The sequence below is a fragment of the Caballeronia sp. INML2 genome (assembly GCF_023631365.1).
Classification (GTDB): Bacteria; Pseudomonadota; Gammaproteobacteria; order Burkholderiales; family Burkholderiaceae; genus Caballeronia; species Caballeronia turbans.
In genome coordinates, this window is sequence record NZ_JALQDH010000017.1 from 148,520 (window position 1) to 174,803 (window position 26,284).

Here is a 26,284-nt window from a genome sequence, read left to right on the forward strand (position 1 = left end):
GCCGCGAGAACCCGGTCGGCGGCTCGTTCAACGCGCGGCCAGCAGACCGACGATCAAGCCGCCGACCGCCGCCAGCGCGATCGACTTCCAGGGGTTTTCGTGGACGTAGTCATCGGTGCCTTCCCTTGCCTGCCGATAACGTGTCGCGACGACATCCTGAGCGCCCGCCAGCACGTCGCGCGCGCGGCGCGGCATAGGCCGGGACGGATGATACTGACTGCCCAGCCCCGCGGACGTCGTGGCGGCGGGCTGCGCGAGCACGGTCGGGCTGTCGCCGCCTTCGAGCACGCTGCCGTGCACGTGATACGGCGCGTACGCCGCCGGCTCGTGCGCCGTGGCCGGCGGAAGCGGCGTCACGCTTGCGCCCTGTCCGTGCGCCATGCCGGGCGCGAGTGCCGCTTCCATCGCGCTTTCGACCGACTTGCGGGTGAGCGGCGGATCGCCCGCCTGCATCGAATGAATCGGGGATGCGCTGCCGTTTGCATTGTCCATGGCTTTTCTCCGGTTGACTGCGTCCGTCGCATTGCAACATCCGCTATCCAACTTTCAATACAGCAAGAGTCGCACCGAATCCACATGCCGGCAACCCGCGTGCAAGCCGCCACGCACCCCGTGCCGCGCATGGCAATTTTTCTCACATAACGGTGAGAATTGCTCGTTTGTCGGCGTAAGCGCACGCGCGTACGATGCCGGCGTAGAGCGAAGCCGGGCGAGCGTCCCGAAAGAAGCGGCGAAGCCGAAACCACGCCGACAGCGCTGCATCTTTCGTTTCACGCCGGGCCGAAACGTCGGGCCGCCACACGCCGATACGATGGCTTCGCCTCCCGACTCCTTTTGCGAAGCCCGCCATGAAGCCCGTCAATCTCGCTCAACTGTTCATCCTCGCCGCGCTGTGGGGCGGCTCGTTCCTGTTCATCCGCGTCGGCGTGACCGATCTCGGCGTCGCGCCGCTGATGGCATTGCGCGTCGGCATCGGCGCGTTATTTCTGCTTCTGATGCTCGCCTTGCGCGGCACGGCGCGACAGGCTTTCTCGACGATGCGCGAGCGCGCGTGGCCGCTTATCGTCGTGGGCGTGCTCAACTCTGCCGCGCCGTTCTGTCTGTTCGCGTATGCGGAGCTGACGTTATCGGCGGGCGTCACGTCCGTCATCAACGCGACGACCCCGCTCTGGGGCGCGCTCGTCGCGTACGTGTGGCTCAACGACCGGCTCACGGGCATGCGCGTGGCCGGCCTCGCGATCGGTTTCGCCGGCGTGCTCGCGCTCGTCTGGAACCAGATGTTCGCGCACGACGCGAGCGCCGCGCCCGTTTCGCCGATGGCCACCGCGCTCGCCGCGCTGGCCGCGCTCGCGGCGTCCGCGAGTTACGGCGTGGCCGCGAGCTATACGAAAAAGCATCTGATGGGCGTCGATTCGCTGACGGTCGCCGCCGGCACGATGAGCGCGGCCACGCTCGTGCTCCTGCCGTTCGCGCTCTTCTTCTGGCCCGCGGGGACGGTATCGCTGCACGCGTGGGGCGCGGTGCTCGGACTGGGCGTCGCGTGCACCGGCGTCGCCTACATGATGTTCTTCCATCTCATCGCGGTGGCTGGGCCTGCGCGCGCGATCACGGTGACCTTTCTGATTCCGATCTTCGGGATCCTGTGGGGTGCGCTGTTTCTCGCCGAGCGTGTGTCGGTGGGGATGGCGGTGGCGTGTTCGATCGTGCTGATCGGCACCGCGCTCGCAACGGGCGTCGTCAAGCGCGTGCCGTTGCTCGGCGCGCGCCGGACGTCGTGCGCGAAGGAAAGTAAAGCCTGAGGCGGTCAGTGCCAGTGACGTGCGAGCGGCCCGTCTTCTCCGGCAACCGGATCGCTGCTCGGGAAAGGCAACGCTTCCATCGCGATGCGTTCGGCCTCGCTGATCGCATCGCGTCGAATATCCCACTGCTGGCCGGGCGGATACGCGCCGACCACCTGAAATCGGCGGCCTGCCGTCAGCAGACAATGGCCGGTGCCGGCGGGGAGAACGAGCGCATCGCCGGCGCTGACTGCGATCACGCGGCCGTGCGGACCGCCGAGAATAAGCTCAGCGTCGCCGGAAGCAATGCCGAGCGCCTCATGCGCCGTCGAATGAAAATGGTGATAGTCGAAAACGCTGTCGCGCCATTGCGGCGGCCAGCCGTTCTGCGCGAACAAGGCTTCGAAACGCGCGGCGCAATCGCCTTTCGGGTCGACCGCGCCGCGCCACACGAGTACCGGCAGACGTGAATTGTTCGGCACCCAGCCGTTGGGCGGCAGCATGAAGTGTTCGCAGCGCGCGCCTTGCGCGAGCAGGTTTACGGTTTGTTCAGCCATCTCGCGCATTCTCCCGAAGAGTCTGGGAAAACGCAGCAACGGGCGTTCCACTTCGTCTCGAGCCGCTTCAACGCCCGTGCCAGTGTCCGCCGCCGTTAGAAAAGCCGATGCCGAGCGACACCGACGGCGCCGTGTAATACCCGGGCCCATATCCGTAGCCATAAGCGGGCGCGTAGCCATACGCCGGCGCGGGCGCATAGCCATAAGGCGGCGCATAGACGCAACCGCCGAGCCCCGCGGCCAGCACCAATGCGACAGGCGCGATCAGCGCCCTGGTTCGAGTTCGAATTGAATTTTTCATGATGATGCCCTGCTTCCGGTTGTCTTCGGCTTACCAGTGGCGATAGCCATAGCCGCCGTGATGCGCATACCGGTCGCGGCGTCCCCAGTAGCGATAACCATCCCAGTACCGGTCGCCATGCCAGCCGACGACAACCGCGGGCGCAGGCGTGACGACGACCGGCGCCGGCTGATACACGACTGGCGGAGGCGGCGGCGCCTGATAAACGGGCGCAGGCGCGGCATACACCGGCGCCGCATAGACCGGCGCGACCGGCACCCCGAGATTTACACCGACATTCACGCCCGCCGACGCGGCTTCGCAAACGAGGCCCGCCGACAATGCGACTCCGATCCCGACCAAGCTCCTGATATTCATTTCGTCCTCTTCCGAGAAGTCGATCAAGCAGACCGCGATGCGATCCTGAATTCGCATGCAGCCATGAATCGATAGTAGCCGCGCCCCTTGCCCGCTGAGTTACAAGCCCTGTAACAGATGTGAACACTGAAACGAATGTGCGGAAAACGCCGCCGGTTGCACGCCCTTCTGCCGCCGTGGGATAGTTCCGGCTTCGTCAAACGGATGGCGGGCCAATGGACTTACTGCGCAGCATGAGGATCTTTGCGCGCGTGGCGGAAGCAGCGAGCTTCACGATCGCGGCGCAGCAAATGGACATTACGACGGCGCAGGCATCGCGCGCCGTCACCGAACTCGAGACGCATCTGCGCACGCGTCTTCTGAATCGCACGACGCGGCGCGTCGCGCTCACCGACGCCGGCAACCGTTATCTGACCCGCTGCAAGGAGGTGCTCGAGCTCGTCGATCTCTCCGAGGCCGAAGCGGGCGACGCGCAGGTCTCGCCGAGCGGCGTGCTGCGTATGCATGCGCCGATCACCTTCGGCCAGCATTACGTCGTGCCGGCGCTCACGCGCTATCTGGAGGAGCATCCGCAGGTGCGCGTCGAGCTGACGCTCTCGCAGCACGTGCCCGACATGCTCGACGAAGGCTTCGACGTCTTCCTGCAAGTCACCACGTCCACCCTGCCCGACTCGGCGCTCGTTTCCACGAAAATCTGCTCGATGCCGAGCGTTCTCTGCGCGTCGCCCGGCTATCTGAAGCGAGCGGGCGCGCCGCAGCGCATCGAGGATCTGACCGATCACACGTGCCTGCAACTCGTGACGACCTTCTTCCCGGTCGACCGATGGGTCTTCGAAGGCCCGCGCGGACAGGTGGAAGTGGAACTCGAGCCCGGCCGGCTGCGCGTCAATTCCGCCGACGCGCTCGCCGTCGCCTTGTCGAACGGCCTGGGTATCGCCCCGTTGCCGATGCTCGCCGCGCTCCCGTGGCTGCAAAGCGGCGCGCTCGTGCGCGTGTTGCCCGAATGGGAACTGCAGACCATGACGATCTACGCGATGTATGCGTCCCGCCAGTATCTCGATGCGAAGATCCGCACGTGGGTTGCGTTCCTGCGCGAGTTCGTCGAAGGCACGCTCGCGCGCGAGCCGGCGTGAACGTCATATAAACATCGCATCCCTAAGACAAATAACGCGCGGGATGCGCTCACACATTCTCTAAACGCGTAGTTGCAAGCATGGTTCGGAACACTAAACTGCTTGATGGTGCGCCTGCATTTCGTGACGACGATGCAGCGCAACAGAAAGGAGTCTGCCGACATGATCAAGGCTCTGCGCGCAAGCCCCGCCTCCTCCGCGCTGCGGCTGTGCTCCATCACGCTCCTGAGCGTGTTCTTCACGTTTGCGCACGCGGAGCCGACCGGCGCGCGCATCGTCGCGGGCTCGGGCTCTGTTACGAGCGCGGGCGCGAATACGTCCATTCAGCAGAATAGCGGCCGGCTGGCGATCGACTGGCATTCATTCAGCACGCGTCCCGGCGAATCGGTCACGTTCAATCAGCCGGGCGCGAACGCGATCGCGCTCAACCGCGTCGTCGGGCCGCACCCTTCGGCGCTCTTCGGCAAGCTCGACGCGAATGGACAGGTTTTCATCGTCAATCCGAACGGCGTGATTTTCGGGCCGGGCGCGCAGGTCAACGTCGGCGGATTGCTCGCGTCGACGCTCGATCTGTCGGCGAACGACTTCATGAGCGGCCATTACACGTTCGCGGGCGGCGAGCGCCACCATCATCATCGCGGCGGTGGCGCGGTCGTCAATCTCGGGACGATCGAGAGCGCGCCCGGCGGCTATGTCGCGTTGATCGGCACGCGCGCGATCAACGCCGGCACGATCGACGCGCCCGGCGGTTTCGCCGCGCTCGCGGCGGGCGAACGCATTGCCGTCACGCTCGGCGACCACAGCATGATCGGCCTGTCGGTGGAGCGCGGCGCGCTGAATGCGCTCGCCGCCAACCACGGGCTGATTCAGGCCGACGGCGGCCAGGCGTGGCTCGCCGCGAGCGCCGAGGATGCGCTGTTCGCCAACGTCGTGAACAACACAGGCATCATCCGCGCGCGCAGCGCCGTGAACCAGAACGGCGTGATCCGGCTCGTCGCGGACACGGGCGTCGTGCAGGTCGGCGGCACGCTCGACGCATCCGCGCCCAATGGCGGCAAGGGCGGCGTCATCGAGACGGCGGGCACGCAGGTGCGCGTCGCGCCCGATGCGCAGGTCACGACGGCGGCGGCCTCGGGACAGACCGGCACGTGGCGCATCGCGAGCGACTTCGCGGCGCTCGTCGGCGCGGACGATCCCATCGGACGGCGTTTCGGCACGATTCAGAGCGCGACGCTCTCGCGCGTGCTCGAATCGACCAATGTGTCGATCAGCGCCGCATCGCCTTCGGGCTTCGAGCCGTTCGGCTTCGTCCTGATCGATGGCCCGGTCGCGTGGCGCGGCGCGAATACGCTTTCGCTCGCGGCGCAAAGCGGCATCCGGCTCCACGCGCCCATCAGCGCGCCGCGCGGCACGCTCTCGATGACGACGGGCGGCACGGCCACGCAGCGCGCGCCCATCGAAGTAGCCAATGTCGCGCTGCGAGGCGGCACCGGCGCCTATCGACTGACGAACGCGGGCAATCGCATCGGCACGCTCGCCGCCGACGCCGGTTCGATCGCCCTCGACGATAACGCGCCGCTCACCATCGGCGGCGTCGCGGGTTTGACGGGCGTCTCGGCGAGCGGCGCGATAACGCTCACGGCGCCGTTGCTCACGCTCGCCGCGCCGATCGCGAGCCGCGCGAGCGGCACGGCCATCACGCTCGCGGCCGCGACCTTCGTGAACCGCGCGGGCGCGCGTGCCCTTTCCTCGCCGAACGGACGCTGGCTCGTCTACTCCGACGCGCCCGATGCGGACGCATTCGGCGGCCTGCAAAGCGGCAATCTCGCGCTCTGGGGCGACGCGTACACGGGCGGCGCCGATGCGCGCGCCGCAACATCCCCGGGCAACCGTTTCGCGTTCAATGCGCTCCAGCAAGTCACATTGACGGCGATCAACATCGACGTGCCGTTCGACGTGCCCCGCACGCTCGGACCGAACGACGTCACGCTCGCGCTGCGCTACAACGGCGCGAACTATGGCGGCGCATTCGCCGACAGTCCGACGAAGCACGAACCTTTCGTCTTCACGGTGACGAGCACGGGCGCGGTGCCGGGCGCCGCGGTCGGCACCTACGCGATCACGATCACCGCGACGGGCGGCCCCACGGGCTACAAGATCACGACGCAAGGCGGCACGCTGCGCATCGCCGGCGCGCCCGTGCAACCCGTGACGCCGCCCGTGCAGCCGGTGGCGCCGCAAGTGCCGCAAACGCCGGGAACCGCCGTCACAACCGCCGCGGCGCTGCCCGGCATTCTCGATTCCGTACGCACCGACGCCGCCAATCCCGCGCCTTTGTCCAATGCGACGCCCGGGCTTCAGCCCGAGTCGGCGCCGCTCGTGCAGCAGCGCACCGATTCGTCGAGCGACGGCAGCCGCCTGCCTGACGACGCATGGCCCGGTCACGTATGCCGCATGTGAAGCCCAGGCGCGTGCGACGCTTCGGGCCCCGCGAACGACGCCGCAGCGGCGCAGCCCGCCGGCTCGCCGTGCTTTTCGCGACGCTCGTCGCGGCGACGGCGCGCGACATGCGCGAGGCGCACGCGCAGGCACTGCCGAACGCGGGCAGCATCCTGCGCGAACAGCAGCAGCAATCGCCCGCGCCCGTGCCGCCCTCCGACCTTCGCCTGAACGTGACGCCCGCGCCCGGGCCGCCGCCCGCGTCGAGCGCGCCCGGCGGCATCCGCTTCGAGGTGAAAGGCTTCGAGTTCACCGGGAACACGCTTTTTCCGGCCGCGACGCTGCTCGACGTCGTGCGCCCGCTCATCGGCGCGGACCGTTCGCTGGACGACCTAGAAAGCGCGGCCGATCGCGTCAGCGCGCTTTATCGCCGGCATGGCTATCTGGTCGCGCGGGCCTACGTGCCGCCGCAACAGATCGACAACGGCATCGTGCGCATCGCGCTCAGCGAGGGGCGCTATGGGCGCATCGGCATCGACAATCGGTCACGCACGCGCGATACGGTCATCGCGCGCTTTTTCGGCGGGCTCGAACCGGGCGACGTGATCGACGAGCACGCGCTGACCCGCGCCACGCTGCTCGCGCAGGACGCGGCCGGCACGACGGGCGCGACCGCGACGATCTCGCCCGGACTGCTTCCCGGCACGTCCGACATGACGATGCAGGTGCCGAAAGCGCAGCCCCTGTCGGGCAGCATGCAGGCCGACAACTACGGCCAGACGACGACCGGCACCGCGCGTCTCATCGGCGCGCTGCAATGGAACAATCCGCTTGGCATCGGCGATCAGCTGGGTGCGCGGCTGCTCGGCTCGATCACCGGGCAGTTCTACGGCAACATCGGCTATACGGTGCCGCTCGGCGGCAGCGGCCTCGCGTGGGGCATCGGCTATACCCGCTCGACTTATTCGGTCGGCGGCCAGTTCGACGAACTCGACGCCTACGGCAGCGCGAACGTCTTCTCGACGTTCGTCAGCTATCCGCTGCTGCGCGCGCCCGCGGCAAACGTGTACACGACGCTCGGCTACGACCACAAGCTGCTGTCGGATCATCTGGGCGCGTTCGATTCCGTGAGCGACAAGACGAGCGATGTCGCGCGCCTCGGGCTGTCGGGCAATCTGACGCTCGAAAAAAGCATCACGACCTTCGACACGGGCATCCAGCAAGGCAACCTGCGCTTCAAGTCGCCGCAGCCGGAGCAAGTCGCCTCGCAGATCGCCGGCTCGTTCACGAAGTTCGTCTTCGCCGTCACGCATACGCAGGTGATCGGCGATCAGGCCAACGGCACGCAACTCTACTTCTCGCTCAGCGGCCAGGCGACCTCGCGCAATCTCGACTCGTCCGAACAGATCTCGCTCGGCGGCCCCTACGCGGTGCGCGCCTATGCGACCGGCGACGCGCCCGTCGACGAAGCGTATATCGCGACCTTCGAAGTGCGTCAGACGCTCAGGCAATCGCTCGTGCCGGTGCTCGTCACGCTGGCCGGTTTCATCGATACCGCCGATGGCAGGATCGTCGCGCATCCGGTCGTGCCCGGCAGCGATCACGTGAGGCTGTCGGGACTGGGCGTCGGCGCCACCTTCACCGCGCCGCATGCGTTCCTGCTGTCGATGTCGTATGCGCACACCCTCGGCTACGTCCCGCCGACCCTCGGCACGGGCCACGCGAACCGCTTCTGGGTCGCGCTCACGAAGTCCTTCTGAAACCGATCATGACGCGCGCCCGACGATTCCTCCCGCTTCTGCTTCTCCTTCTGGCGATATCGGTGCGCGTGGCGGCGGCCGAGCCGGTCGCCACCATCACGGCGCTCGTCGGCAATGTCGCGATTCAAGGCGCGAACGGCGCGCAGCGCGTGGCGGCGGTCGGCGGCAACATCGAAAACGGCGACACCGTGCAGACGGGCGTCGCGTCCGAGATCGTGATGATCTTCACCGACAAGCAACGCGTGTATCTGAAGCCCGGCTCGGTCTTTCGCGTCGACGATTTCCGCTACGCGGCGAACGCGCCGCAGGAAGACCGCAGCTTTCTCTCGCTCGTGAAAGGCGGATTGCGCGCCGTGGACGGGCTCGTCGCGAAGGAAGGCAAGCCGGAGAACTATCGCGTGAAGACGCCGACTTCTACCATCGGCATACGCGGCACCGAATATTCCGTGACGGACTGCGCGAACCTCGAACCCGGCGGCAATGCGGATTGCAAGGGCGATCAGATCGTCGTCTATGACGGGCAGATCGTCGTGATCAATCAGGTGGACCGGCAGATCGTGCGCGCGGGAGAAGGCACGATCGTCATCAGCGCGCGCTCGCCGTTCGGGGTGCTCCCGGCGTCGCGCGTCACGCCGGTGGTGCCCTCGGCGGCGTGCCGCTAGCGGGAGCCGCGATGAGCGAGAACGCGAGCCGCGACACGAAACTCATGCGCGCGAGGACCGATGCGAGCGCATCGAACGGTCGCTCGGCCATCGCGGCGTTCGGCGTCGATGCCCTCGCGGGCGTGCTCACCGCGCTGCTCGCGCTCGCCTACGCCGCCGGCTATGGCGCGACGATCTTCTCGGCCGGGCTCACGCCGTGGATCTCCGCCGGCATGCCGACTGCGCTTCTGAGCTGCGTGATCGTCGCGTCCGTGGTCGCGCTGACGAGTTCGGTGCCCTTCATGATCGCGGGGCCGGATTCGAACGCGACGGCGCTGCTCGCGGGACTGGCCTCGTCCGTCGCGCTGTCGGTGCATGCCGCGGGCGGCGACGACGGCGCCGTGCTCGCCACCGTGCTGATGCTGATTGCGGTGTCGTCGCTGACGACGGGCGCGCTGCTCTTCGCGCTCGCGCACTGGAAACGCGGCAACCTGATCCAGTACATCCCGTTTCCGGTGATCGGCGGCTTTCTCGCGGGCACCGGCCTGCTCTTGCTCGAAGGCGCGCTGCGCGTGCTCACCGATGCGCCCGTCGGCGCCGCGACGCCGCGTCTTTTCATGGCGCTGCCGTGGCTCGCGAGCGTGCCCGCGCTCGTCGTGGGGGTCGGCCTCTTCGTGCTCACGCGCATCACGCCGCTGTCGCGCTACGTGATCGTGTTGCCGTCGATGATCGCGCTCGGCATCGTGATCTTCTACGGCGGGCTGCACGGAGCGGGCAAGAGTCTGGAAGACGCGCGCCGCATGGGGCTGCTGTTTCACTACGAGTCGATCACCGGCATGCGCCTGCCGTTCCCGCTGCTGCACGACGCCTGGCTGCCGACGCTAGTCTCGCGGACGCCCGAGATTCTCGCCGTCGCCGCTGTCTCGTCGATGACCGTGCTGCTCAACGCGACGAGCATCGGCGTGACGACCTCGCGCGATGTCGACTTCAATCGCGAGATGCGCGCGGCGGGCATCGCGAACGTGCTGACCGGGCTCGCGGGCGGACTCGTCGGCGCGCAGTCGATGACGCGCACGATCACCAACTGGCGTCTCGGCGTACGAGAGCGGCGCGCGGGCGTGCTGGCGGCGCTCTTCTGCCTCGTCGTGGTCGCGCGCTTTCCGAGCCTGATGGCGCTATTGCCGAAGCCCGTGCTCGTGGGGCTGCAGATCTTCATCGGCGCGGCCATGCTGAACGAATGGCTCATCAACTCGTTGCGGCGCCTGCCGTGGCACGACTATCTGCTGATTCCCGCGATCATGGCGATCATCGCCGTGTATGGGATCGTCGCGGGCGTGCTCCTCGGCGTGGTCGCCGCGTGCATGCTGTTCGTCGTGCGCTATGGCCGCGTGAGCTGCTTTCGCCTCGAATTCGACGGGCGTGGCCGGCGCTCGAACGTCGAGCGCACCGTCGACGAAAGCCGCGCGCTCGATGGCGAGGCGCGCGCGCTCTACGGCGTCGCGTTGCAGGGGTTTCTGTTCTTCGGCACCGCGTATTCGATCCTCACGCATATCCTCGCACGCCTCGAAGCGAGCGCCGATGCCCCCGATGCACGCCCGGGCGTGCGCTTCGTGCTCGTCGATTTCGCGCGCGTGCATGGCGTCGATGCGTCGAGCACCGCGAGCTTCGTGAGGCTGCGCGAGGCCTGCGCGCGCGCGAACGCGCAGCTCGTTTTGACCGGCCTTTCGCCGGGGCTGAAGGCGTGGTTCGCCAAAGGCATCACCGATACGAAAGGCGCGAGCGGCCCGCATGAATTCGCCGATCTGGACAGCGGCCTCGAATGGATCGAAACGCAGATGCTGCGCGCGCTGGATCCGTCGCGTGCGACGCGCGCGGGCGGGTTCGAATCGACCTTGCCCGACACGCTCGACGCGCTGCGCCCGCATCTCGACACGCTCGCGCTCGCGCCCGGCGAGTACGTGTTCCGGCAGGCCGATCCGGGCGATTCGATCTATTTCGTCGAAACGGGACGCGTGACGGTGGCGCTCAGCGTCGGCGAGGGGCGCACGTTGCGGCTGCGCAGCTTCGGCGCGGGCACGATCGTCGGCGAAATGGCCGTGTACACCGGCGCGCGGCGCAGCGCGGACGTCGTCGCCGACGAGCCGACCGTCGTGCTGCGCCTCGCGCTCGCGACCCTGAAGCGACTGGAAAGCGACGATCCCGCGCTCGCCGCGCGCATGCACAAGTTCGTCGCGCGGGTGCTCGCGGCGCGGCTCGTCGCCGCGAACGAGCAGATCCGGGCCGCGCAATGAGTGCGCGCGAACCCTTTGCGTCCGTGCTCAAACGCTCGGGCGTGCGTTGGGTTCTGGGCCTCGCGATCGTCGTCGCGCTCGCGGGGCACGCGCTCGCGCGCTACGACATCCGCTTCATCGATTCGCTGGCCGCGATGCTCTACGACGCGAAAGTGCGCCTCTTCATGCCGCGCACGACCGATGCGCGCATCGCGATCCTCGACATCGACGAAAAAAGTCTCGCGGAACTCGGCCGCTGGCCGTGGAATCGCGCGCGCATGGCGACGCTCGCCGATACGCTGTTTTCGCGCGAGCATGTCGCGGTGCTCGGCTTCGACATGGTGTTCGCGGAAGCCGACGCGAGCTCGGGCCTCGCCGTGCTCGACGAGCTCGCGCGCGGCCCGCTCGCGGACAACGCCGCTTACCGGCAGGCGCTCGAGCGGCTCGCGCCGCGTCTGGATTACGATCAGCGCTTCGCCGATGCCCTCGCGGGTCGTCCCGTCGTGCTCGGCTATTACTTCTCGAATCGGGACGCATCGAGCGGCGCGATTCCGTCGCCGCTGATGAACGAGCGCGCGTTCGGCACGCATCCGTTCACGCTCTTCGACTGGACGGGTTATGGCGGCAACCTGAGCGCGCTGCAAAGCGCGGCGCGGCGCGCAGGTTATTTCAATCCGGTGATCGACTTCGATGGCTCCGTGCGCCGCGTGCCGCTCATCAGCGCATTTCGCGACGGCGTGTACGGCGCGCTCTCGCTCGAAGTGTTCCGCGCCCTTTTCGGCGATGCCTCGGTCACACCCGTTTTCGACGATCCGTCCGATCCAACGTCACCGCTCGCGGGACTCGCGCTCACGACGCCGCGCGGCACGCGCGTCATTCCCGTCGATGAAAACGGCGCGGCACTCGTGCCTTATCGCGGCACGACGGGCAGCTTCCCTTACTACTCCATCGCCGATGTGCTCGGGCAGCGCATTCCGGCGGGCGCGCTCGCGGGGAAGATCGCGCTCGTCGGCACGACGGCGCCGGGGCTGATGGATCAGCGCACGACGCCCGTCGGCGAGGTGTATCCGGGTGTCGAGGTGAACGCGAACCTCATCGCCGGCATGCTCGACGGCACGATCCGCTTCGAGCCGTCTTTCGCGGCGGCGTTGCAGGCGTCGATGCTCGTGCTCGCCGGCCTCGCGATGATCTTCCTGTGGCCGTGGCGCAGCCCCGCCCGCGCGACGCTTTCCAGCGCGATGCTGTTCGCTGCGATCGTCGCGGCGGATCTCTTCGCGTTCGCGCGGCTCGGCTGGTCGATTCCCGTGGCGTCCCTGCTGCTTGCCGTGCTCGCGCTCCATGTGCTCAACATGTCCTACGGCTATTTCGTGGAGGCCCGCGCGAAACGCTATTTCGCCGCGCTTTTCGGGCAATACGTGCCGCCGGAACTGGTCGAGGAGATGAGCCGGCATCCCGAGGACTACAGCATGGCGGGCCGTCGCGCGGAACTCACCGTGCTCTTCTGCGACGTGCTCGGCTTCACCGCGATCGCCGAGACACTGGAGCCGGAAGCGCTCGCGCGGCTGATGAACGAGTATCTCGGCACGATGACCGAGGTGATCCGCGCGCATCGCGGCACGCTCGACAAGTACATCGGCGATGCGATCATGGGCTTCTGGGGCGCGCCCGTCGACGATCCGGATCATGCGCGCCATGCGCTCGCCGCGGCGCTCGGCATGCGCGCCGCGCTCGTCGAACTGAACCGCACGCTCACGGCGCGCGGCTGGCCGACCTTGTGGATCGGCATCGGCATCAATACGGGACCGATGACGGTCGGCGACATGGGCTCGTCCGTGCGCAAGGCGTACACCGTGATGGGCGATGCGGTGAACGTCGCGGCGCGGCTCGAAGGACTGACGCGACGCTTCGATATCGACATCATCGTCGGCGAGGCGACGCGCGAGCGGGTGCCGGATGTCGTATTCCGCGAGATCGATCGCGTGCGCGTGAAGGGACGCGTCGCACCGATCGCGGTGTTCGAGCCGCAGCCGCCGCACGAACATGCCGATGCGCTCGCGCGCTGGCACGCGGCGCTCGCGCACTATCGCGCGCGCGAGTGGGACGAAGCGCAAACGCTACTCGCGACGCTCGCGGCGCAGTATCCTGAGCGACAGGTGTATGCGATCTATCGCAAGCGTATCGATGCGCTGCGAGGCGTCGCGTTGCCCGAGGACTGGGACTGCGTAAGCGCATTCGATACGAAATAGACCATCAGGCGGGGCGCATCATGAAGGTTCGGGTACTCGGCTGTAGCGGCGCGATCAGCAGCGGCCCGGTCGCGGCGAACGACGCCGGCGGCACGACCGCGCTGCTCGTCGATCACGACATCATGATCGACGCCGGCACAGGCGTCGCTGTTCTGACCGACGATGAGCTCGCGCGCGTCGATCATGTGTTTCTCACGCATTCGCATCTGGATCACATCGCGTATCTGCCGCTCATGATCGATGCCGTGGGCGATGCCCGCGACGCGCCACTGATCGTCCACGCGAGCCGCGCGACGCTCGACATCCTGCAGGCGCATATCTTCAACAACCTGATCTGGCCGGACTTCACGCGCATTCCTTCGCCGCAGGCGCCGGGCGTGCGGTTCAAAGCACTGGAGGTCGGCGAGCGCATTACGTTGAATGAGCGCACCGTGGCGGCATTGCCTGCGCGACATACGGTGCCGTCGATGGGCTTCGCGGTATCGAGTGAGACAGCGTGTCTCGCCTTCAGCGGCGATACGACGACCAATCCCGCGTTCTGGGCGGCGATTTCGGCGTTGCCCGGATTACGCCATGTGATCGTCGAGACCGCGTTTCCTGATGCGCAGATCAAGCTGGCGCATGCGGCGCATCACTATTGCCCGAGTCTCATCGCGGATGATGTGCGCGGCGTCGAGATGAAGGCCGAATTGCTGATTTCGCATCTGAAACCGCCGCACGGCGCGCAGATTCTCGATGAACTGCGCGCCGCGTTGCCGGGAGTGTCGCTACGTGCGTTGCGCTCTGGCGAGGTGTTGATCTTGTAACGTCCCGCCGATAGTTGCATCGCTAATCGATTGCATCAGCGCTCAACGTGAGCCTGCTACGGCACGGCTTTCGATGGAGCGCACGTTGTCCTTGAGCGGTGTCACATTCGCGGGCGCAGCAGGCGTTGAGACCGGCAACAGGGTGCCTCGTGCAATCGCCCGCAGCGTCCCCGCGATCATGAGACCGATCACGACGTTCGCCACGACGAACGCCACCGGCGCGATCCACACCATCGGCCCCGTCGCGCCGCGTTCGAGCATCCGGATCGCCATCGTCGGCAATGCGGCCGCGCCGAAGCTGAAGGCCCAGTACGAAGGCGTGAATGCGGTTTGACGAATCCACGGGACGAGACGCGTCAGCATCAGCGCCTGATAAAGACCGTAGCCGAGCAGCATGTAGGCGAACATATCCGGTACGCCATGCGTCATCGCGAGATACGACACGCCTCCGACGACCGGCGGCGCAAGCTGAATGCCGAGGCTCGGGCGCAGCGCTTCGGGCAGTGGCTCATGCACGGCGGCGCGATGCAGCACGATGGATTCGATCGCGAGCCACGAGAACACACCCGCGCCGAAGAACAACATGCCGAGTTGCGTGAAGCCGAGACCGGCCGCTGCCGTTCCCGCGACGAAGCTCGGCGCGACAGTCGGCAGATAGATCGCGGGCGTGATCGGCTCGGGCTTGCGGCCGCCTTGCCAGAACCGTCCTTGCAGATACGCGCCGAGCGCAAGCGAGCTCACCGCGCCAATCACGAAGAGCGCGATGGCGAAATCGCGCGAATACGCCTGCACGGCTTGCGCGGCGAGCATCGTCGATACCGGCACGAGGGCCGCGAACGAAGACTGCACCGGATGACGCAGCTCGGCGACGGCCGCGTCGCGTTGCACGAGCCACTTGCGCCCGTAGGCGACGAGATACGCGAGCCAGACGACGAGCGCACTCGCCGTCAGCAGCGCGGGCACCGCCTCGGGAATCGTCCATACGCGGGCGGCCGCGCGCCATGCGCCCGCGAGCGCGAGCGAACCGACGGCGATGCCGAAGAACGCGACCGGCATCGGTGCATGATTGTTCGTACCATTGTTGCTGTCCATTGCCCTTCTCCGTAAATTTTCCGACGAAAGCGAAGGAGCGCGCGCGTCGTGTCGTTGGAGAAAGGTTAAGGGCGGCGGCCTTCCGCGCGAATGTCGCAGCGTCTCGTTGCGCTGCTCGCGCGTCTCAAATCATTCGCCGCCGCGCAGCTTCACCGCGATGTCATGCCAGTCCTGCACCGCGTGCTTCAGTTCGCGGCATAGCCTCGGGTCGAGCGCATCGAGACGTGACCACAAGACATCGAGCGACTTTTCGCGCGCCTCGAACACGGCTGCCGCCGCGAGCTTGCTCGCACCGGAGAGGCGCGCTTGCGCATCGACGCACTCCATGTACAGATGCGCGAGATGCGGATCGGCAAGCTCGACAGGACGTAGATGAACAGCGGTGAAGCGTGACTTCATGATGATTCCCCGGCTCTCTTTTAGTTATCGGCGTGAGTGCTTTCGCCTCGCGATTGCGCGACAGTATGAAGGTCCGGCGAATCCCCTGACAAGCCCATTCATCGCCGCTACGTGCGCTTCGGATCGGCAAACGTTTTCGTATCGGCACGTGCGATACACTCCGACCAACGCGATAACATTCCCGTCATGAACCGGCCGACTGATTCCACTTCACGTTCTTCATCGACGCCCACGCAAGGTGCGCACGTCAAGCGGCGCGGCCCCTTGCGCGCCCTCTTCGCGCTGCGTCATTCATGGGCGGGCATGGCCGCCACATGGCGTGAGGAAAGCGCGTTTCGCCAGGAAGTGTGCCTCGCGATCGTGCTGCTGCCGATCGCCGCGCTCGTCGACGTGAGCGCCGCGGAACGTGTGCTGCTCGCAGGATCGGTGCTGCTCGTGTTACTTGTCGAACTGCTCAACTCGAGTATCGAAGCGGCGATCGATCGCATCTCGCTCGAACGTCACGAACTCTCCGGACGGGCGAAGGATTGCGGCAGCGCCGCCGTCACGATCGCGCTCCTGATCGCCGCGATGACCTGGGGCGTGATCTGCGGCCCGCTCGCGTGGCACTGGCTGCACGCGCATCCATAAGCAACGAGGCCGTTTGCGCGCGGCGAATCACTTCGATACGAATGCATCGATATGCCGCGCAAGCGACGCGAGCGAGCGGCATGGGTTTCATCGAAGGCTCCGGGCGGAATAAAAAACGCGACGCGCGTCACGACAGCGGGGAATAATAGGCGGCGGATCGTGGGCCTTCAACAAGAGCTTAAGAAAAAGGAGTTCAAGCAGATGAATGGACTTTTCCGCTCGTGTTTTCTTCCCGCTGCCGCACTGGCGCTCGCCGCGTGCAGCACGCCCGTCGAGTTCTCGGCGAGCGCGAACCCGCCCTCATGGAACGATGCCAACGCCGATGCCGATTTCAGCGGCATGGACAATTCGATGTCCGCGTGCAAGGCCGCCGCGAAGAAAGCCGGCGCAGGCCGCTGCGTGCAGGTGCGCGCCTACGAGGCGTGCATGAAGGACAAGGGCTACATCACCGTGCTCGGCCCGGAGAATCCGCCGAACTGCGGCCAGCCCGAATGGGAGCAGGACGTGCGCAAGTGGATCAAATGAAGTCGTTCTATTGTCGATTCGCCATGCGCATCAGCACGACGTAGAGCAGCGCGCCCGCGGCCGCGCCGATCAGCCAGCCGAGATTGTTCGGCGGCAGGAGCTTGAGCATTTGGGTCGACAGCTCCCAACCGACCGAGATCGCGCCCGACAAGAGGAGCGCCGCGAGCCCGACCTTGTTCCAGCCGCCATCGTAGTAGAAGCGTCCGCCGGGCTGCATCGTGTAGAGATCGGCGGTCTTGACCTGCTGGCGCTTCACGAGATAGTAGTCGGCCATCATCACGCCGTACATCGGCGCGAGCACGGCGCCGAACACGGACACGAAGATCGTGATCGCCTTCGGGCTGTCGACGAAGATCCACGGGCACACGATCACCGCGAGTATCGACGCGATCAGGCCGCCCTTCTTGAAGTCCACATGCTTCGGGAACAGATTGGCGATGTCATAGGCGGGCGAGACGAAGTTAGCGACGATATTGATGCCCATCGTCGCGATGATGAAGGTGATGCTGCCGATCGCGACCCACACCTTGTTCTCGATGCGCGAGACGATCTCGACCGGGTCCATGATCATCGTGCCGAACACCTTTTCGCTGCCCGCCGTGACGATCACCGTGATGATTGCAAACGCAACGAAATTGAACGGCAAGCCGAGAAAATTGCCGATCTTCATCTGCCGCTCGCTCTTCGCAAAGCGCGAGAAGTCGCCGAAGTTCAGCAGCAACGCGGCGAAGTAGCTCACGACGAGCAGGGTCGCGTTGACCATCGCGTGCAGTTGCTCGTCGCCGGACAGCACCTTGCCCGAAAGCGTGAGATTGAGGCTGCCGAGGCCCGCGCGGTACAGGATCCAGCCCATCAGCACGAACATCACGACATACACCGCCGGCCCGCAGAAATCGATGAACTTGCGGATGATCTCCATGCCGCGCTGAAAGATGATGAGCTGCAGCAGCCACATGAAAAGAAAGCTCACCCAGCCGAGCATGTCGAGGCGCAGAAAGCTCGTATCGCGCCACGCGGCGACCGACGGCACGAACAGAAGCAGCAGCGTCGCGACCGCCTTCGACGCGAAATACGTCTGCACCCCGTACCACACGATGCCGACCACGCCGCGGATCAGCGCGGCGAGATTGGCGCCCATCACGCCCATCGAGACGCGCGCCATCACGGGAAACGGAATGCCGTGCCTGAGGCTTGGCTTGCCCACCCAGTTCATCAGCACATACACGATGAGAATGCCGATGGTGAGCGCGAGCAGCACCTGCCAGCCGGAGATGCCGAGCAGAAAGAGGCTCGCGGCGAAGGTATAACCGCCGACGCTGTGCACGTCGGACATCCACATCGCGAAGATGCTGTAGCCGGTCCAGGTTCGCTTCGCGCGCGGTACGGGCGCGAGATCGTGGTTGTAGAGGCGTTCGTCGGCGTTGACGATTTCGGCGTCGGCGCCGAGAGCGTCGGCGGCGGAGGTTGCGTGGGATGCGGCCATGATGTCCTCCTGTGCCTTCGACGGGCGCGTGTTATGTACCTAGATTAATCCATCCAAAAGATGAAGGTGCATGCGGCAGTGCGCTGCGTCGCGGCATATTAAAGTCCGGCCGTGCGGCTGCCGTTATGTGAACCATGAGAAAACGACGCCTTAATTCCCGCGACATGAACGACGCTTTCGCCGCCGCAGCCGAGGCGCTCGCGCTTTTCTGCCGACTGCGCAACGTCGACGCCACCGAGCTCCCCGCGGGGGACGTGGACACCCTGCTCGATCTTGCGTTCGAAGAAGCCGCGCAGCAGGCGGCCGCACGCAGCGAGGCGCGTCGCCCGGGCTGACATCTTCCGTGCGCGCGAGCGCAAACGGGAGCGATACTTGCTCGTCCGGACAAGATGGGCAGCATCGCGCCGCGGAGGTTCCATGTCGAAGATTCTGGGCCCCGTGCTGGGCCCGCAGGTGAAAAGCGTCGCACGTCATCCTTTCGCCTTCGCGATGCGCACGCTGCGGGCTTTTCGCGCCAATCAGGGCATGCTGCTCGCGGGCGCGGTCGCGTACTACGCGCTTCTGTCCATCGTTCCGCTGCTGATCCTGATCGTGATCGTGCTGTCGAAATTCATCGGACAGCAGCAATTGCTCGACACGCTCGCGCATCTGCTCGAATGGCTCGTGCCCGGCCAGGCGCGCGCAGTGGTACGTGAGCTCGCCAACTTTCTCGCCCATCGCGCGGTGCTCGGCTGGCTTCTGCTCGTCACGATGATTTTCTTCAGCTCGCTCGCTTTCACGGTGCTGGAGAACGCGATGTCCGTGATCTTCGTGCATCGCGTCGCGATCCGGCGGCGGCATTTTCTGCTCTCGGCGCTCCTGCCGTACTGCTACATCCTGTTTCTCGGCGTCGGCATGCTGATCGTCACGCTCGTCTCGAACGGCTTGCAGGCGATGGGCAGCAATAGCGTCGATCTGCTCGGCGTCGAGGTGTCGCTCAAAGGCGTGTCGCGGGTGTTGCTCTATCTGCTCGGCGTCGCCGGCGAGATTTTCGTGCTCACGTCGATCTATCTCGTGATGCCGGTCGGAAGGCCGTCGCTGAGGCTCGCGCTGCTCGGCAGCGTGACGGCGGCCGTGCTCTGGGAAATCACGCGCCACGTGCTCGTGTGGTACTTCGCGACGCTCTCGCAAGTGAGCGTCGTGTACGGCTCGCTCACGACGTCGATCGTCGTGCTGTTCAGCCTCGAGGCGCTCGCCACCCTGCTGCTCTTCGGCGCGCAGGTGATTTCCGAATTCGAGCGCTTCGGCATCGAAGGCAATGCGCCGCCGCAGCCTTTCACCACCGGCTGAAGCACTGCAGCATGCCTTCACGGCGCGCCCGCGCTACAGTGATGCGGCACCGTCCGGCACACTTCCGATGTCCAAGCTCACGTCTACGGCCGCCTCAGCCGCGTCCTCGCCGCATGGCACGCGCGTGGCCGTGCTCACCGTCATCGCGATGCTCGCCTTCGCCGGCAACTCGCTCTTGTGCCGTCTCGCGCTCAAGGGCACGCAAATCGACGCTGCGAGCTTCACGCTCGTGCGCATCGCGTCGGCGGCGCTCGTGCTGTGGATGATGCTGCTCGTGCGCGGCGGCCATGTTCGCGACGATGCGCGACGCGCCGGCAACTGGACGTCGGCGCTCGCGCTCATCGTCTATGCTGCACCGTTCTCCTACGCCTACGTGCGGCTCGCGGCGGGCGCGGGCGCGCTGCTGCTCTTCGGCGCCGTGCAGGCGACGATGATCGGCTACGGGATCGCGATCGGCGAGCGTCTCGCCGCGACGCAGTGGCTTGGCCTGCTGCTCGCGCTCGCCGGCCTCGTGTGGCTCGTACTGCCGGGACTCGCCGCGCCGGATCCGCTGTCGTCGGCGCTGATGATCGCCGCGGGCATCGGCTGGGGCGTCTACTCGCTGCGCGGACGCGGCCGGTCCGACCCCGTCGCCGAGACGGCGGGCAATTTCCGGCGCGCGCTGCCCTTCGCCCTCGCCGTGTCGGCCCTCGCGCTCGCATTCGCGCATGCGCGCTTCGATGTTGCGGGCTTCGCCTACGCCGTCGCATCAGGTGCGCTGACCTCGGCACTCGGCTATGTCATCTGGTACGCGGCGTTGAAAGGCTTGAAGCCTGCGACGGCCGCCACGGTGCAACTGAGCGTGCCCGTAATCGCGGCGGCGGGCGGCGTGCTGTTGCTCGGCGAACCGCTGACCGCGCGCCTCGCCGCGAGCGCGGTCGCGATACTCGGCGGCATCGCGCTCGTCGTATCGTCCAAACGCCGATGAGGGCATGAGGCTCGCACTCCACACCGAAAGTCCCGCCACGCGCGTATGTGCGCCACCTCACATACGTGCGGGAACTTCCTCTGAAGAATGATGTATGCGCCGCTCATCAAATCGGGGCTGGAATGAAGAATGCTGCAGAGTGGCCGAACCTGCTTCGCCATCGTCTCGCGCGATGCGGTGAAATCACGGCGCACCGGTCCGTCCGACCCTGCTCGCGCCCTTTTCGCCGGGTGTTGCGCGCGATCATCCGCATCTTCGTTCACGCGCCTCATCGCCGCCCCGGATTGTCGCGGTATGTGGCGCGAGTTACATTGTTTGGCAAAAAATGGCCCGGCAGTGCAGGCTGAACCGGCATCCGGCTGTGACGTTCCGCGCAGGCACATCGCATTCATTGTTCAGATGATGGGACGCGCGGGGCGAATATCGGGCGAGCGCGCCGTGCGTCCGCGCTGGTCCGCTGTCTGACGAATACGTTCTGGAGAGCGCTGTCATGCCTCAGCACGCAAAGCTACCCGAGGAGAGCATCGCGGAGCACGCAAGTCCCGCGAATGATCCCACTGTCACCAATTCGCCCGAGACTGCAATCGATTACGACGACGAACCCGGCCCCATGCGCATGCCATTGCGTTTCGGGCGACTCGCGCTGTGGATGGCATCGGCGACCGCGCTTGGCATCGGCGTGCTCGGCACCGTGGCGTACGGCATGTGGTTCAACCACGATCAGCGGGTGTACGCCGAAGCGATGGCGAGCGCGCGCCGCACGCTCGGCATCGACCAGCCCGCCATCGCCGCGCAAACGCAGTCGGCGGGGGCCGTGGAAACGCCCCTGGCCGGGGCTCCCGGCAACGCGGTCCGCTATGCGTCGAACGATGGACCCGCGCCCATCGACACCGCATCGCTTGCCGACAATGCGCCGGTCGCCGACGCCGCCGACGAACCCACCGTCGCCGACACCGGCACGGACGGCTCCGACACGACGCTCGCGACGACGGCCTACGCGCAGTCCGCGACACGACCGCCGCAGGTCGACGGATCGACCGCCGCGCCCGTCCAGGGCGCCGCCGTGCAACGCCGCGGCGCGCCATCGGCGACGGCGCGGGCCGCCGCCGCGAATCGCGCCGGCAACGACTCCTACGCGCAGGCGCGCAAGCGCCAGGCGCACGCGAAGCCCGAGGGCGGTCTCTTCGCCCGCGTGGGCGCGTTTTTTAACCGAGTGAGCTATCGACACAATGTCCCGAACCGTCAGCGAGAGGAGTATTCACGCCCCTGAGGACACGCTGGCGGGCCGCGTGCGGCGCGCGCTCGAACGCATGCGCATGCCCGGCCCCGCGCCGCTCGCCGGCGCCGCATTGCTGTGCCTGCTGATCGGCCTGCTGTTCCTCGCGATGCAGATCCGCGCGATCTTTTCCGCGCAACTGCAACAGGAGTATGTCGGGCTCGTGCTCGAAGCGGTCGAGCGCGCCGATACCGCCCGCGCGGCCGCGCTGTCGCTGCAGAACGCCCCAGCCGGCGACACCCAGCGTCAGGCGGCTTATCGCGAGTCGCGCATCGAACTGGCGGCACGGCTCGCGGCGCTGCACGCGCTGGTGGCGGCAAGCCCCATGTCGGCGCCGTCCCTGCCCTCCGCCGTCCTCTCGCCCGCCACCGCGCTCGGCGAGGCGAGTTCCGCGCTCGATTCCACCTATGCCTGGTGGCGCACCGCTCGCGATCGCGCGAGCGCGGACGTGCGCGAACGCATTCTGAGCGTGTCGCATACGTTGATCGCGCTCTCGGCGATCGTCTTCGGCGTGCTCATCACCGCGCTCGGCATGTATGCAAAACGCAACCGGCAACTCCTCGGCATTTCCAACGAGTTCGAGCAGGCGTCGCTGCACGATCCGATGACCGGCCTGCCCAACCGCCGCAAGCTCTTCGCGGCGCTGGAGGAAGCGGCCAACGCGCTCGCGAGCGGCGGGCGCGGCTCGACGCGCATCGCGGTGCTGTACATCGATCTCGATGGCTTCAAGCGCGTCAACGATACGCATGGCCACCGCATCGGCGATGAATTTCTGATCGCGGTGTCACGCCGTTTCCGCCATGCGGTGCGCGGCGGCGATCTCGTCGCGCGCATCGGCGGCGACGAATTCGCGCTGCTCGTGAGCGAGTTTTCGAGCGATGGTGAACTGGCCGTGATCGCGCAAAGAATCATCGCGTGCGTCGGCGAAACCGATGCGCAGATGGGCCTGTCGCTCGTGCGCGCGAGCATCGGCATCGCGAGCTTCCCGGATCGCGTCAACGATTACTGGCGGCTCGTCGCCGCCGCCGACGACACGATGTACACCGTGAAGCGCAATGGCAAGAACGGCTACGCGTTCTCGCCGTCGCCGTCCGCCTGATTCGCCTGATTCTTTTCCCTACGCGGCGGCGCGCAGATCCTCTTCGCCGCCCAGTGCTTCGGTCAGCGCCGACAACATGCGCGCGAGTTCGCCCGTCATCAGGATGAAGTCGGATTCGAAGCGCTCGTCGTCGTTCGCGGCGGTGGGATCGGCGGCTTCCTTGATGACGTCGAGCGCGCTCACGCGTTTCAACGTGAGCGATGGCGTCAGCACGAAGGAAACGCGGTCATCCCACGTCATCGCGAGACGCATGCATTGCTTGCCCGCTTCGATATGCCGGCGCATGTCTTCGGTTTCGAGCGCGTGGCCGACATAGCGGACCGTCGCGTTGCCTTCGCCCGTCGAGCGCAGTTCGGTGTCGCGATCGAGCGTGAAGCCCGCGGGACCGTCGCCCGACAGCAGCCAGTCGGTCATCGCGGAAACGGGGGAGCGCGCGGTGCGCACGCTGGCGAGCGGCAGATCGGTGACGGACTTCACGAGCAAGCCGATGATGTCGTCGCACACCGTCGCCGACGACGAATCGATCGCAAGCCAGCCGTTCACCGGGTCGATCCATACGCGCGTATCTCGGCGAATGCTGAACGCGCGCGGCAGGAGTTCGTCGGTGACCTGCTCTTTCAGTTCGCGCAACTGCTTTCTGCCGGGTTTGAAGCCCTGCTGCTCTTCGATTTCGGCCGCGCGTTCCTTGACGAACTGCGTGACGACCGATGCGGGCAGGAGCTTCTTCTCCGCGCGATAGACGATGAGCGTCTGACGATTCGCCGTGTAGACGAGTTCATCGTCGCCGCGCGGCGAGACCCAGCCGCGCCGCTCGTTCTCGATGCTCGACGCCGCGTTGAACGCGAGCGGCGCGAGCCATTGCTGCATGTGTTGCGGCGTGACGGACCAGTGTGCGGGGAGACGGTGAAGCTGGAGGTTCTTGAACCACATGGCGCGGGATTTCGATGTAGTCGGAAAGGGGCGCCATTCTATACGAGTGCGCGTCAATCGTTCGCGCGCCGTTTTTGCGGCACGATCCGCCACTGCAGATTCACGCCCGCCGCCGCGAGCAGAATGAGCACCGCCCCGGCCACTTGCAGCCACGCGAGCCTTTGCCCGAACGCGAGCCAGTCGACGACGATCGCCACGACCGGATAGATGAACGACAGCGCGCCCGTCATCGCCGTCGGCAGCTTCTGGATGGCGCCGTAGAGCAGCACGTACATGAGTCCCGTGTTGACGATGCCGAGCACGACGAGATCGGACCAGCCGGTAATCGACGCGGGCGTCTGGTCGAAACGTGCGAACGGCGCGAGCATGACGATGCCGAACAGCACGTGCAGCATCGCAATCAGATGCGGCGGCGTGCCCTTCAGGCGCTTCGTGACGATCGACGATATCGCGTACAGGAACGCCGCGCCGAGCGCATACGCGATGCCTTCGAAATATTGCCCCGGCATCGCCAGCACGGCGGGCTCGACGCGCACCACCATCACAAGGCCGATGAACGCGACACCGAGCCATGCGATCGTCGACGCCGACACGCGCTCGCGCAGCACGACCACGCCCAGCGCCACGAGCATGAATGGCTGCGTGTTGTAGACGGTCGTCGCCATCGAGATCGACGCGCGCGAATACGCGGCGAACAGCAGCAGCCAGTTGCCGACGATCGCCACGCTGCCGAGCGCGACGAGCCCGATCATGCGCCAGGAAAAATAGCGTTTTTTCAGAAAGCCGAACGCCGCGCACACGGCGACGAGCGTCGCCGCGCCGAACACGCAGCGAAAGAACACGACGTTCCACAGCGTCTGCCCCGACGACACGACGAGCCAGCCGATCGTGCCCGACATCAACATTGCGAGCGACATCTCGATTGCGCCGCGACGCAGTTCATTCGCGTTCGATGCGCCCGCAAAACGCGCATTGATTCTTTCCGTGTTCATCTCGTGCCCGCCATGCAATTTTCGATGGGTTCAAGTCTATCCGGGCGCTCGCGCTGAAACCATGCCTAGAATTAGGCAAGTGCATTTTTCGACCTTCGAATCCAAGGCCATCATGGGAAAGAACCTTAGCAGCGCGCCGCACGCGGGCATCGACGCCATCGATCGCGAACTCATCAACGTGCTCGCGAGCGACGGGCGCATCGCGGTGAGCGAACTTGCGAAACGCGTCGGCCTCTCGGCGCCGAGCACTGCCGAGCGCATGCGCCGGCTCGAAACGCAGGGCGTGATTCGCGGCTTCACCGTCGATATCGATCCGCGCGCGCTCGGCTACACGCTGCAGGCGATCGTGCGCGTGCAGCCGTTGCCCGGGCAGTTGCATCTCGTCGAGGACGCGATCCGGCGCATTCCCGAGTTCGTCGAATGCGACAAGGTGACGGGCGACGACTGCTTCGTATGCCGCCTCTTTCTGCGCTCGATCGAGCATCTCGACGACATTCTTTCCCGAGTGACCGAGCGCGCCGCGACGAGCACGGCCATCGTGAAAGCGACGCCGATCGAACGACGCCTGCCGCCGCTCGGCTGACTGAATCGCGCGTTTTTGTGCGCAGACGAACGGCGTTACACTTGAGGCGCTTGCCGACGCATCACAGGTTTTGCGCGAGAGGAACGAACATGAGTGACTTCGACGCCAACCGCACCTTCCGCGGGCTTCCGCTGACATCCGAGCAGGATGCCGAAGTACGGCACTACATCAAAAAGAAAAAGCAGCGCGGCGAACCGTGGGATACGCCCGAACTGGAGGCGATGTTGCAGGACATGCTGGAGCCGCCCGCCGACGAGGACAGTGTCACCGAGGACGACACCGACGACGAAACGCGCTCGGTGGCGGAACGCGCGTCCGCGTTCATCGACGAAGGCATGGACCCGATCGAGAATAGCGAGGAATGGCACGCCGCGATGGAAGCCGAGGCGATGAAAGGGCCAAGACGCTGACGCGCTTCGCGCGCCGTGCGAAAAAAAAGCGCCGGTCGATGCCGGCGCCCTATCCGTTTAATTCACGTCCTGCTGCACGTTCAATGCCTGTGCCGCCAGTCACGCGGCGGATGGGAATCCAGCCAGCGCGCTTTGGGGGTATGGATATGCGGGTGCCGGTGATGCATCACGAGAACCACCGCGACGCATAGCACCAGAATGACTCCCGCCATCAGGCTGATCATCGGCTCGGCCATCGCTACCTCCTTTTTGGTCCAGGGGCGATGCCTGTATTCTAGGCC

The 26,284-nt window shown here is 66.2% G+C and carries 27 protein-coding genes; 17 read left to right on the forward strand and 10 right to left on the reverse strand.

Annotated elements, in window-relative coordinates; genetic code table 11:
• Window positions 1-27: 27 nt before the first annotated feature.
• Entirely contained in the window at window positions 28-492 is a 465-nt protein-coding gene (locus NCT32_RS07170; protein WP_250490021.1) for a YqjD family protein, read from the reverse strand.
• A gap of 356 nt (window positions 493-848) precedes the next feature.
• Between NCT32_RS07170 and NCT32_RS07175 the strand changes: the two genes are divergently transcribed.
• Window positions 849-1,799, forward strand: coding sequence for a DMT family transporter (locus tag NCT32_RS07175; protein WP_250490022.1), 951 nt, complete (start codon window positions 849-851; stop codon window positions 1,797-1,799).
• 5 nt (window positions 1,800-1,804) lie between these two features.
• On the opposite strand, the gene NCT32_RS07180 is transcribed toward NCT32_RS07175, so the two are convergent.
• From NCT32_RS07180 to NCT32_RS07190, 3 genes are all read right to left on the reverse strand, one after another.
• On the reverse strand, window positions 1,805-2,335 hold the full coding sequence (locus NCT32_RS07180) for a cupin (RefSeq protein ID WP_250490023.1): 531 nt from the start codon (window positions 2,333-2,335) through the stop codon (window positions 1,805-1,807).
• A gap of 67 nt (window positions 2,336-2,402) precedes the next feature.
• Window positions 2,403-2,636, reverse strand: coding sequence for a hypothetical protein (locus NCT32_RS07185; RefSeq protein WP_061117312.1), 234 nt, complete (start codon window positions 2,634-2,636; stop codon window positions 2,403-2,405).
• A 30-nt stretch (window positions 2,637-2,666) separates the two neighbouring features.
• A complete protein-coding gene (locus NCT32_RS07190) occupies window positions 2,667-2,993 on the reverse strand; it encodes a hypothetical protein (RefSeq protein ID WP_250490024.1) in 327 nt (108 codons plus the stop codon).
• Between the two features lie 215 nt (window positions 2,994-3,208).
• Between NCT32_RS07190 and NCT32_RS07195 the strand changes: the two genes are divergently transcribed.
• The 7 genes from NCT32_RS07195 to NCT32_RS07225 all read left to right on the forward strand — a co-directional run bounded on the left by NCT32_RS07195 (window position 3,209) and on the right by NCT32_RS07225 (window position 14,288).
• Window positions 3,209-4,126, forward strand: coding sequence for a LysR family transcriptional regulator (locus NCT32_RS07195; RefSeq protein WP_250476658.1), 918 nt, complete (start codon window positions 3,209-3,211; stop codon window positions 4,124-4,126).
• A gap of 162 nt (window positions 4,127-4,288) precedes the next feature.
• Window positions 4,289-6,586 (forward strand): filamentous hemagglutinin N-terminal domain-containing protein, encoded by a 2,298-nt coding sequence (locus NCT32_RS07200; RefSeq protein WP_250490025.1) that lies wholly within the window; start codon window positions 4,289-4,291, stop codon window positions 6,584-6,586.
• Window positions 6,559-8,325: a ShlB/FhaC/HecB family hemolysin secretion/activation protein gene (locus NCT32_RS07205; protein ID WP_250490026.1), complete on the forward strand. Its 1,767-nt coding sequence runs from the start codon at window positions 6,559-6,561 to the stop codon at window positions 8,323-8,325. The genes NCT32_RS07200 and NCT32_RS07205 overlap by 28 nt, the downstream gene beginning before the upstream one ends.
• Window positions 8,326-8,333: 8 nt before the next feature.
• Window positions 8,334-8,987: a FecR domain-containing protein gene (locus tag NCT32_RS07210; protein ID WP_250476661.1), complete on the forward strand. Its 654-nt coding sequence runs from the start codon at window positions 8,334-8,336 to the stop codon at window positions 8,985-8,987.
• Between the two features lie 11 nt (window positions 8,988-8,998).
• Window positions 8,999-11,257, forward strand: a complete 2,259-nt coding sequence (locus NCT32_RS07215) for a SulP family inorganic anion transporter (protein ID WP_250490027.1) — start codon at window positions 8,999-9,001, stop codon at window positions 11,255-11,257.
• Window positions 11,254-13,482, forward strand: coding sequence for a CHASE2 domain-containing protein (locus tag NCT32_RS07220; RefSeq protein WP_250490028.1), 2,229 nt, complete (start codon window positions 11,254-11,256; stop codon window positions 13,480-13,482). The genes NCT32_RS07215 and NCT32_RS07220 overlap by 4 nt, the downstream gene beginning before the upstream one ends.
• Window positions 13,483-13,502: 20 nt before the next feature.
• The gene (locus NCT32_RS07225; protein WP_061117306.1) at window positions 13,503-14,288 is read left to right on the forward strand and encodes a 3',5'-cyclic-nucleotide phosphodiesterase; all 786 of its coding nucleotides are present in this window, start codon (window positions 13,503-13,505) and stop codon (window positions 14,286-14,288) included.
• Between the two features lie 42 nt (window positions 14,289-14,330).
• On the opposite strand, the gene tehA is transcribed toward NCT32_RS07225, so the two are convergent.
• Window positions 14,331-15,380, reverse strand: coding sequence for a dicarboxylate transporter/tellurite-resistance protein TehA (gene tehA / locus NCT32_RS07230; protein ID WP_250490029.1), 1,050 nt, complete (start codon window positions 15,378-15,380; stop codon window positions 14,331-14,333).
• A gap of 129 nt (window positions 15,381-15,509) precedes the next feature.
• Window positions 15,510-15,779, reverse strand: coding sequence for a hypothetical protein (locus NCT32_RS07235; RefSeq protein ID WP_250476665.1), 270 nt, complete (start codon window positions 15,777-15,779; stop codon window positions 15,510-15,512).
• A gap of 186 nt (window positions 15,780-15,965) precedes the next feature.
• Here NCT32_RS07235 and NCT32_RS07240 point away from each other — a divergent pair, with 186 nt between their 5' ends.
• A complete protein-coding gene (locus tag NCT32_RS07240; RefSeq protein WP_250490030.1) occupies window positions 15,966-16,409 on the forward strand; it encodes a diacylglycerol kinase in 444 nt (147 codons plus the stop codon).
• 201 nt (window positions 16,410-16,610) lie between these two features.
• Entirely contained in the window at window positions 16,611-16,934 is a 324-nt protein-coding gene (locus NCT32_RS07245) for a hypothetical protein (protein ID WP_061117303.1), read from the forward strand.
• Window positions 16,935-16,941: 7 nt separating this feature from the next.
• Here NCT32_RS07245 and NCT32_RS07250 read toward each other — a convergent pair whose 3' ends face one another.
• A complete protein-coding gene (locus tag NCT32_RS07250; protein ID WP_250476667.1) occupies window positions 16,942-18,417 on the reverse strand; it encodes an NCS1 family nucleobase:cation symporter-1 in 1,476 nt (491 codons plus the stop codon).
• Between the two features lie 164 nt (window positions 18,418-18,581).
• Between NCT32_RS07250 and NCT32_RS07255 the strand changes: the two genes are divergently transcribed.
• The 5 genes from NCT32_RS07255 to NCT32_RS07275 all read left to right on the forward strand — a co-directional run bounded on the left by NCT32_RS07255 (window position 18,582) and on the right by NCT32_RS07275 (window position 23,088).
• Window positions 18,582-18,752: a hypothetical protein gene (locus NCT32_RS07255; protein ID WP_250490031.1), complete on the forward strand. Its 171-nt coding sequence runs from the start codon at window positions 18,582-18,584 to the stop codon at window positions 18,750-18,752.
• A gap of 82 nt (window positions 18,753-18,834) precedes the next feature.
• Window positions 18,835-19,746, forward strand: a complete 912-nt coding sequence (locus NCT32_RS07260; RefSeq protein WP_061117301.1) for a YihY/virulence factor BrkB family protein — start codon at window positions 18,835-18,837, stop codon at window positions 19,744-19,746.
• 67 nt (window positions 19,747-19,813) lie between these two features.
• Window positions 19,814-20,713, forward strand: coding sequence for a DMT family transporter (locus NCT32_RS07265; protein ID WP_250490032.1), 900 nt, complete (start codon window positions 19,814-19,816; stop codon window positions 20,711-20,713).
• Window positions 20,714-21,203: 490 nt separating this feature from the next.
• Entirely contained in the window at window positions 21,204-21,983 is a 780-nt protein-coding gene (locus NCT32_RS07270; protein ID WP_250490033.1) for a hypothetical protein, read from the forward strand.
• Window positions 21,984-22,023: 40 nt separating this feature from the next.
• Window positions 22,024-23,088, forward strand: a complete 1,065-nt coding sequence (locus NCT32_RS07275) for a GGDEF domain-containing protein (RefSeq protein ID WP_250490045.1) — start codon at window positions 22,024-22,026, stop codon at window positions 23,086-23,088.
• 18 nt (window positions 23,089-23,106) lie between these two features.
• On the opposite strand, the gene NCT32_RS07280 is transcribed toward NCT32_RS07275, so the two are convergent.
• Window positions 23,107-24,018 carry a recombination-associated protein RdgC gene (locus NCT32_RS07280; RefSeq protein WP_061117300.1) on the reverse strand — a complete coding sequence of 304 codons (912 nt, stop codon included), beginning with the start codon at window positions 24,016-24,018 and terminating at the stop codon, window positions 23,107-23,109.
• Window positions 24,019-24,071: 53 nt separating this feature from the next.
• Window positions 24,072-25,010 (reverse strand): DMT family transporter, encoded by a 939-nt coding sequence (locus NCT32_RS07285; RefSeq protein ID WP_250490034.1) that lies wholly within the window; start codon window positions 25,008-25,010, stop codon window positions 24,072-24,074.
• Window positions 25,011-25,122: 112 nt separating this feature from the next.
• Between NCT32_RS07285 and NCT32_RS07290 the strand changes: the two genes are divergently transcribed.
• Together NCT32_RS07290 and NCT32_RS07295 are read left to right on the forward strand one after the other, a co-directional pair.
• A complete protein-coding gene (locus NCT32_RS07290) occupies window positions 25,123-25,593 on the forward strand; it encodes an Lrp/AsnC family transcriptional regulator (protein ID WP_250490035.1) in 471 nt (156 codons plus the stop codon).
• 89 nt (window positions 25,594-25,682) lie between these two features.
• Window positions 25,683-26,003: a hypothetical protein gene (locus NCT32_RS07295; protein WP_250476671.1), complete on the forward strand. Its 321-nt coding sequence runs from the start codon at window positions 25,683-25,685 to the stop codon at window positions 26,001-26,003.
• Window positions 26,004-26,083: 80 nt separating this feature from the next.
• Here the strand turns inward: NCT32_RS07295 and NCT32_RS07300 are convergent, their stop codons facing one another.
• Complete coding sequence (locus NCT32_RS07300) at window positions 26,084-26,239, reverse strand: hypothetical protein (protein WP_250476672.1); 156 nt, start codon at window positions 26,237-26,239, stop codon at window positions 26,084-26,086.
• Window positions 26,240-26,284 lie beyond the last annotated feature (45 nt).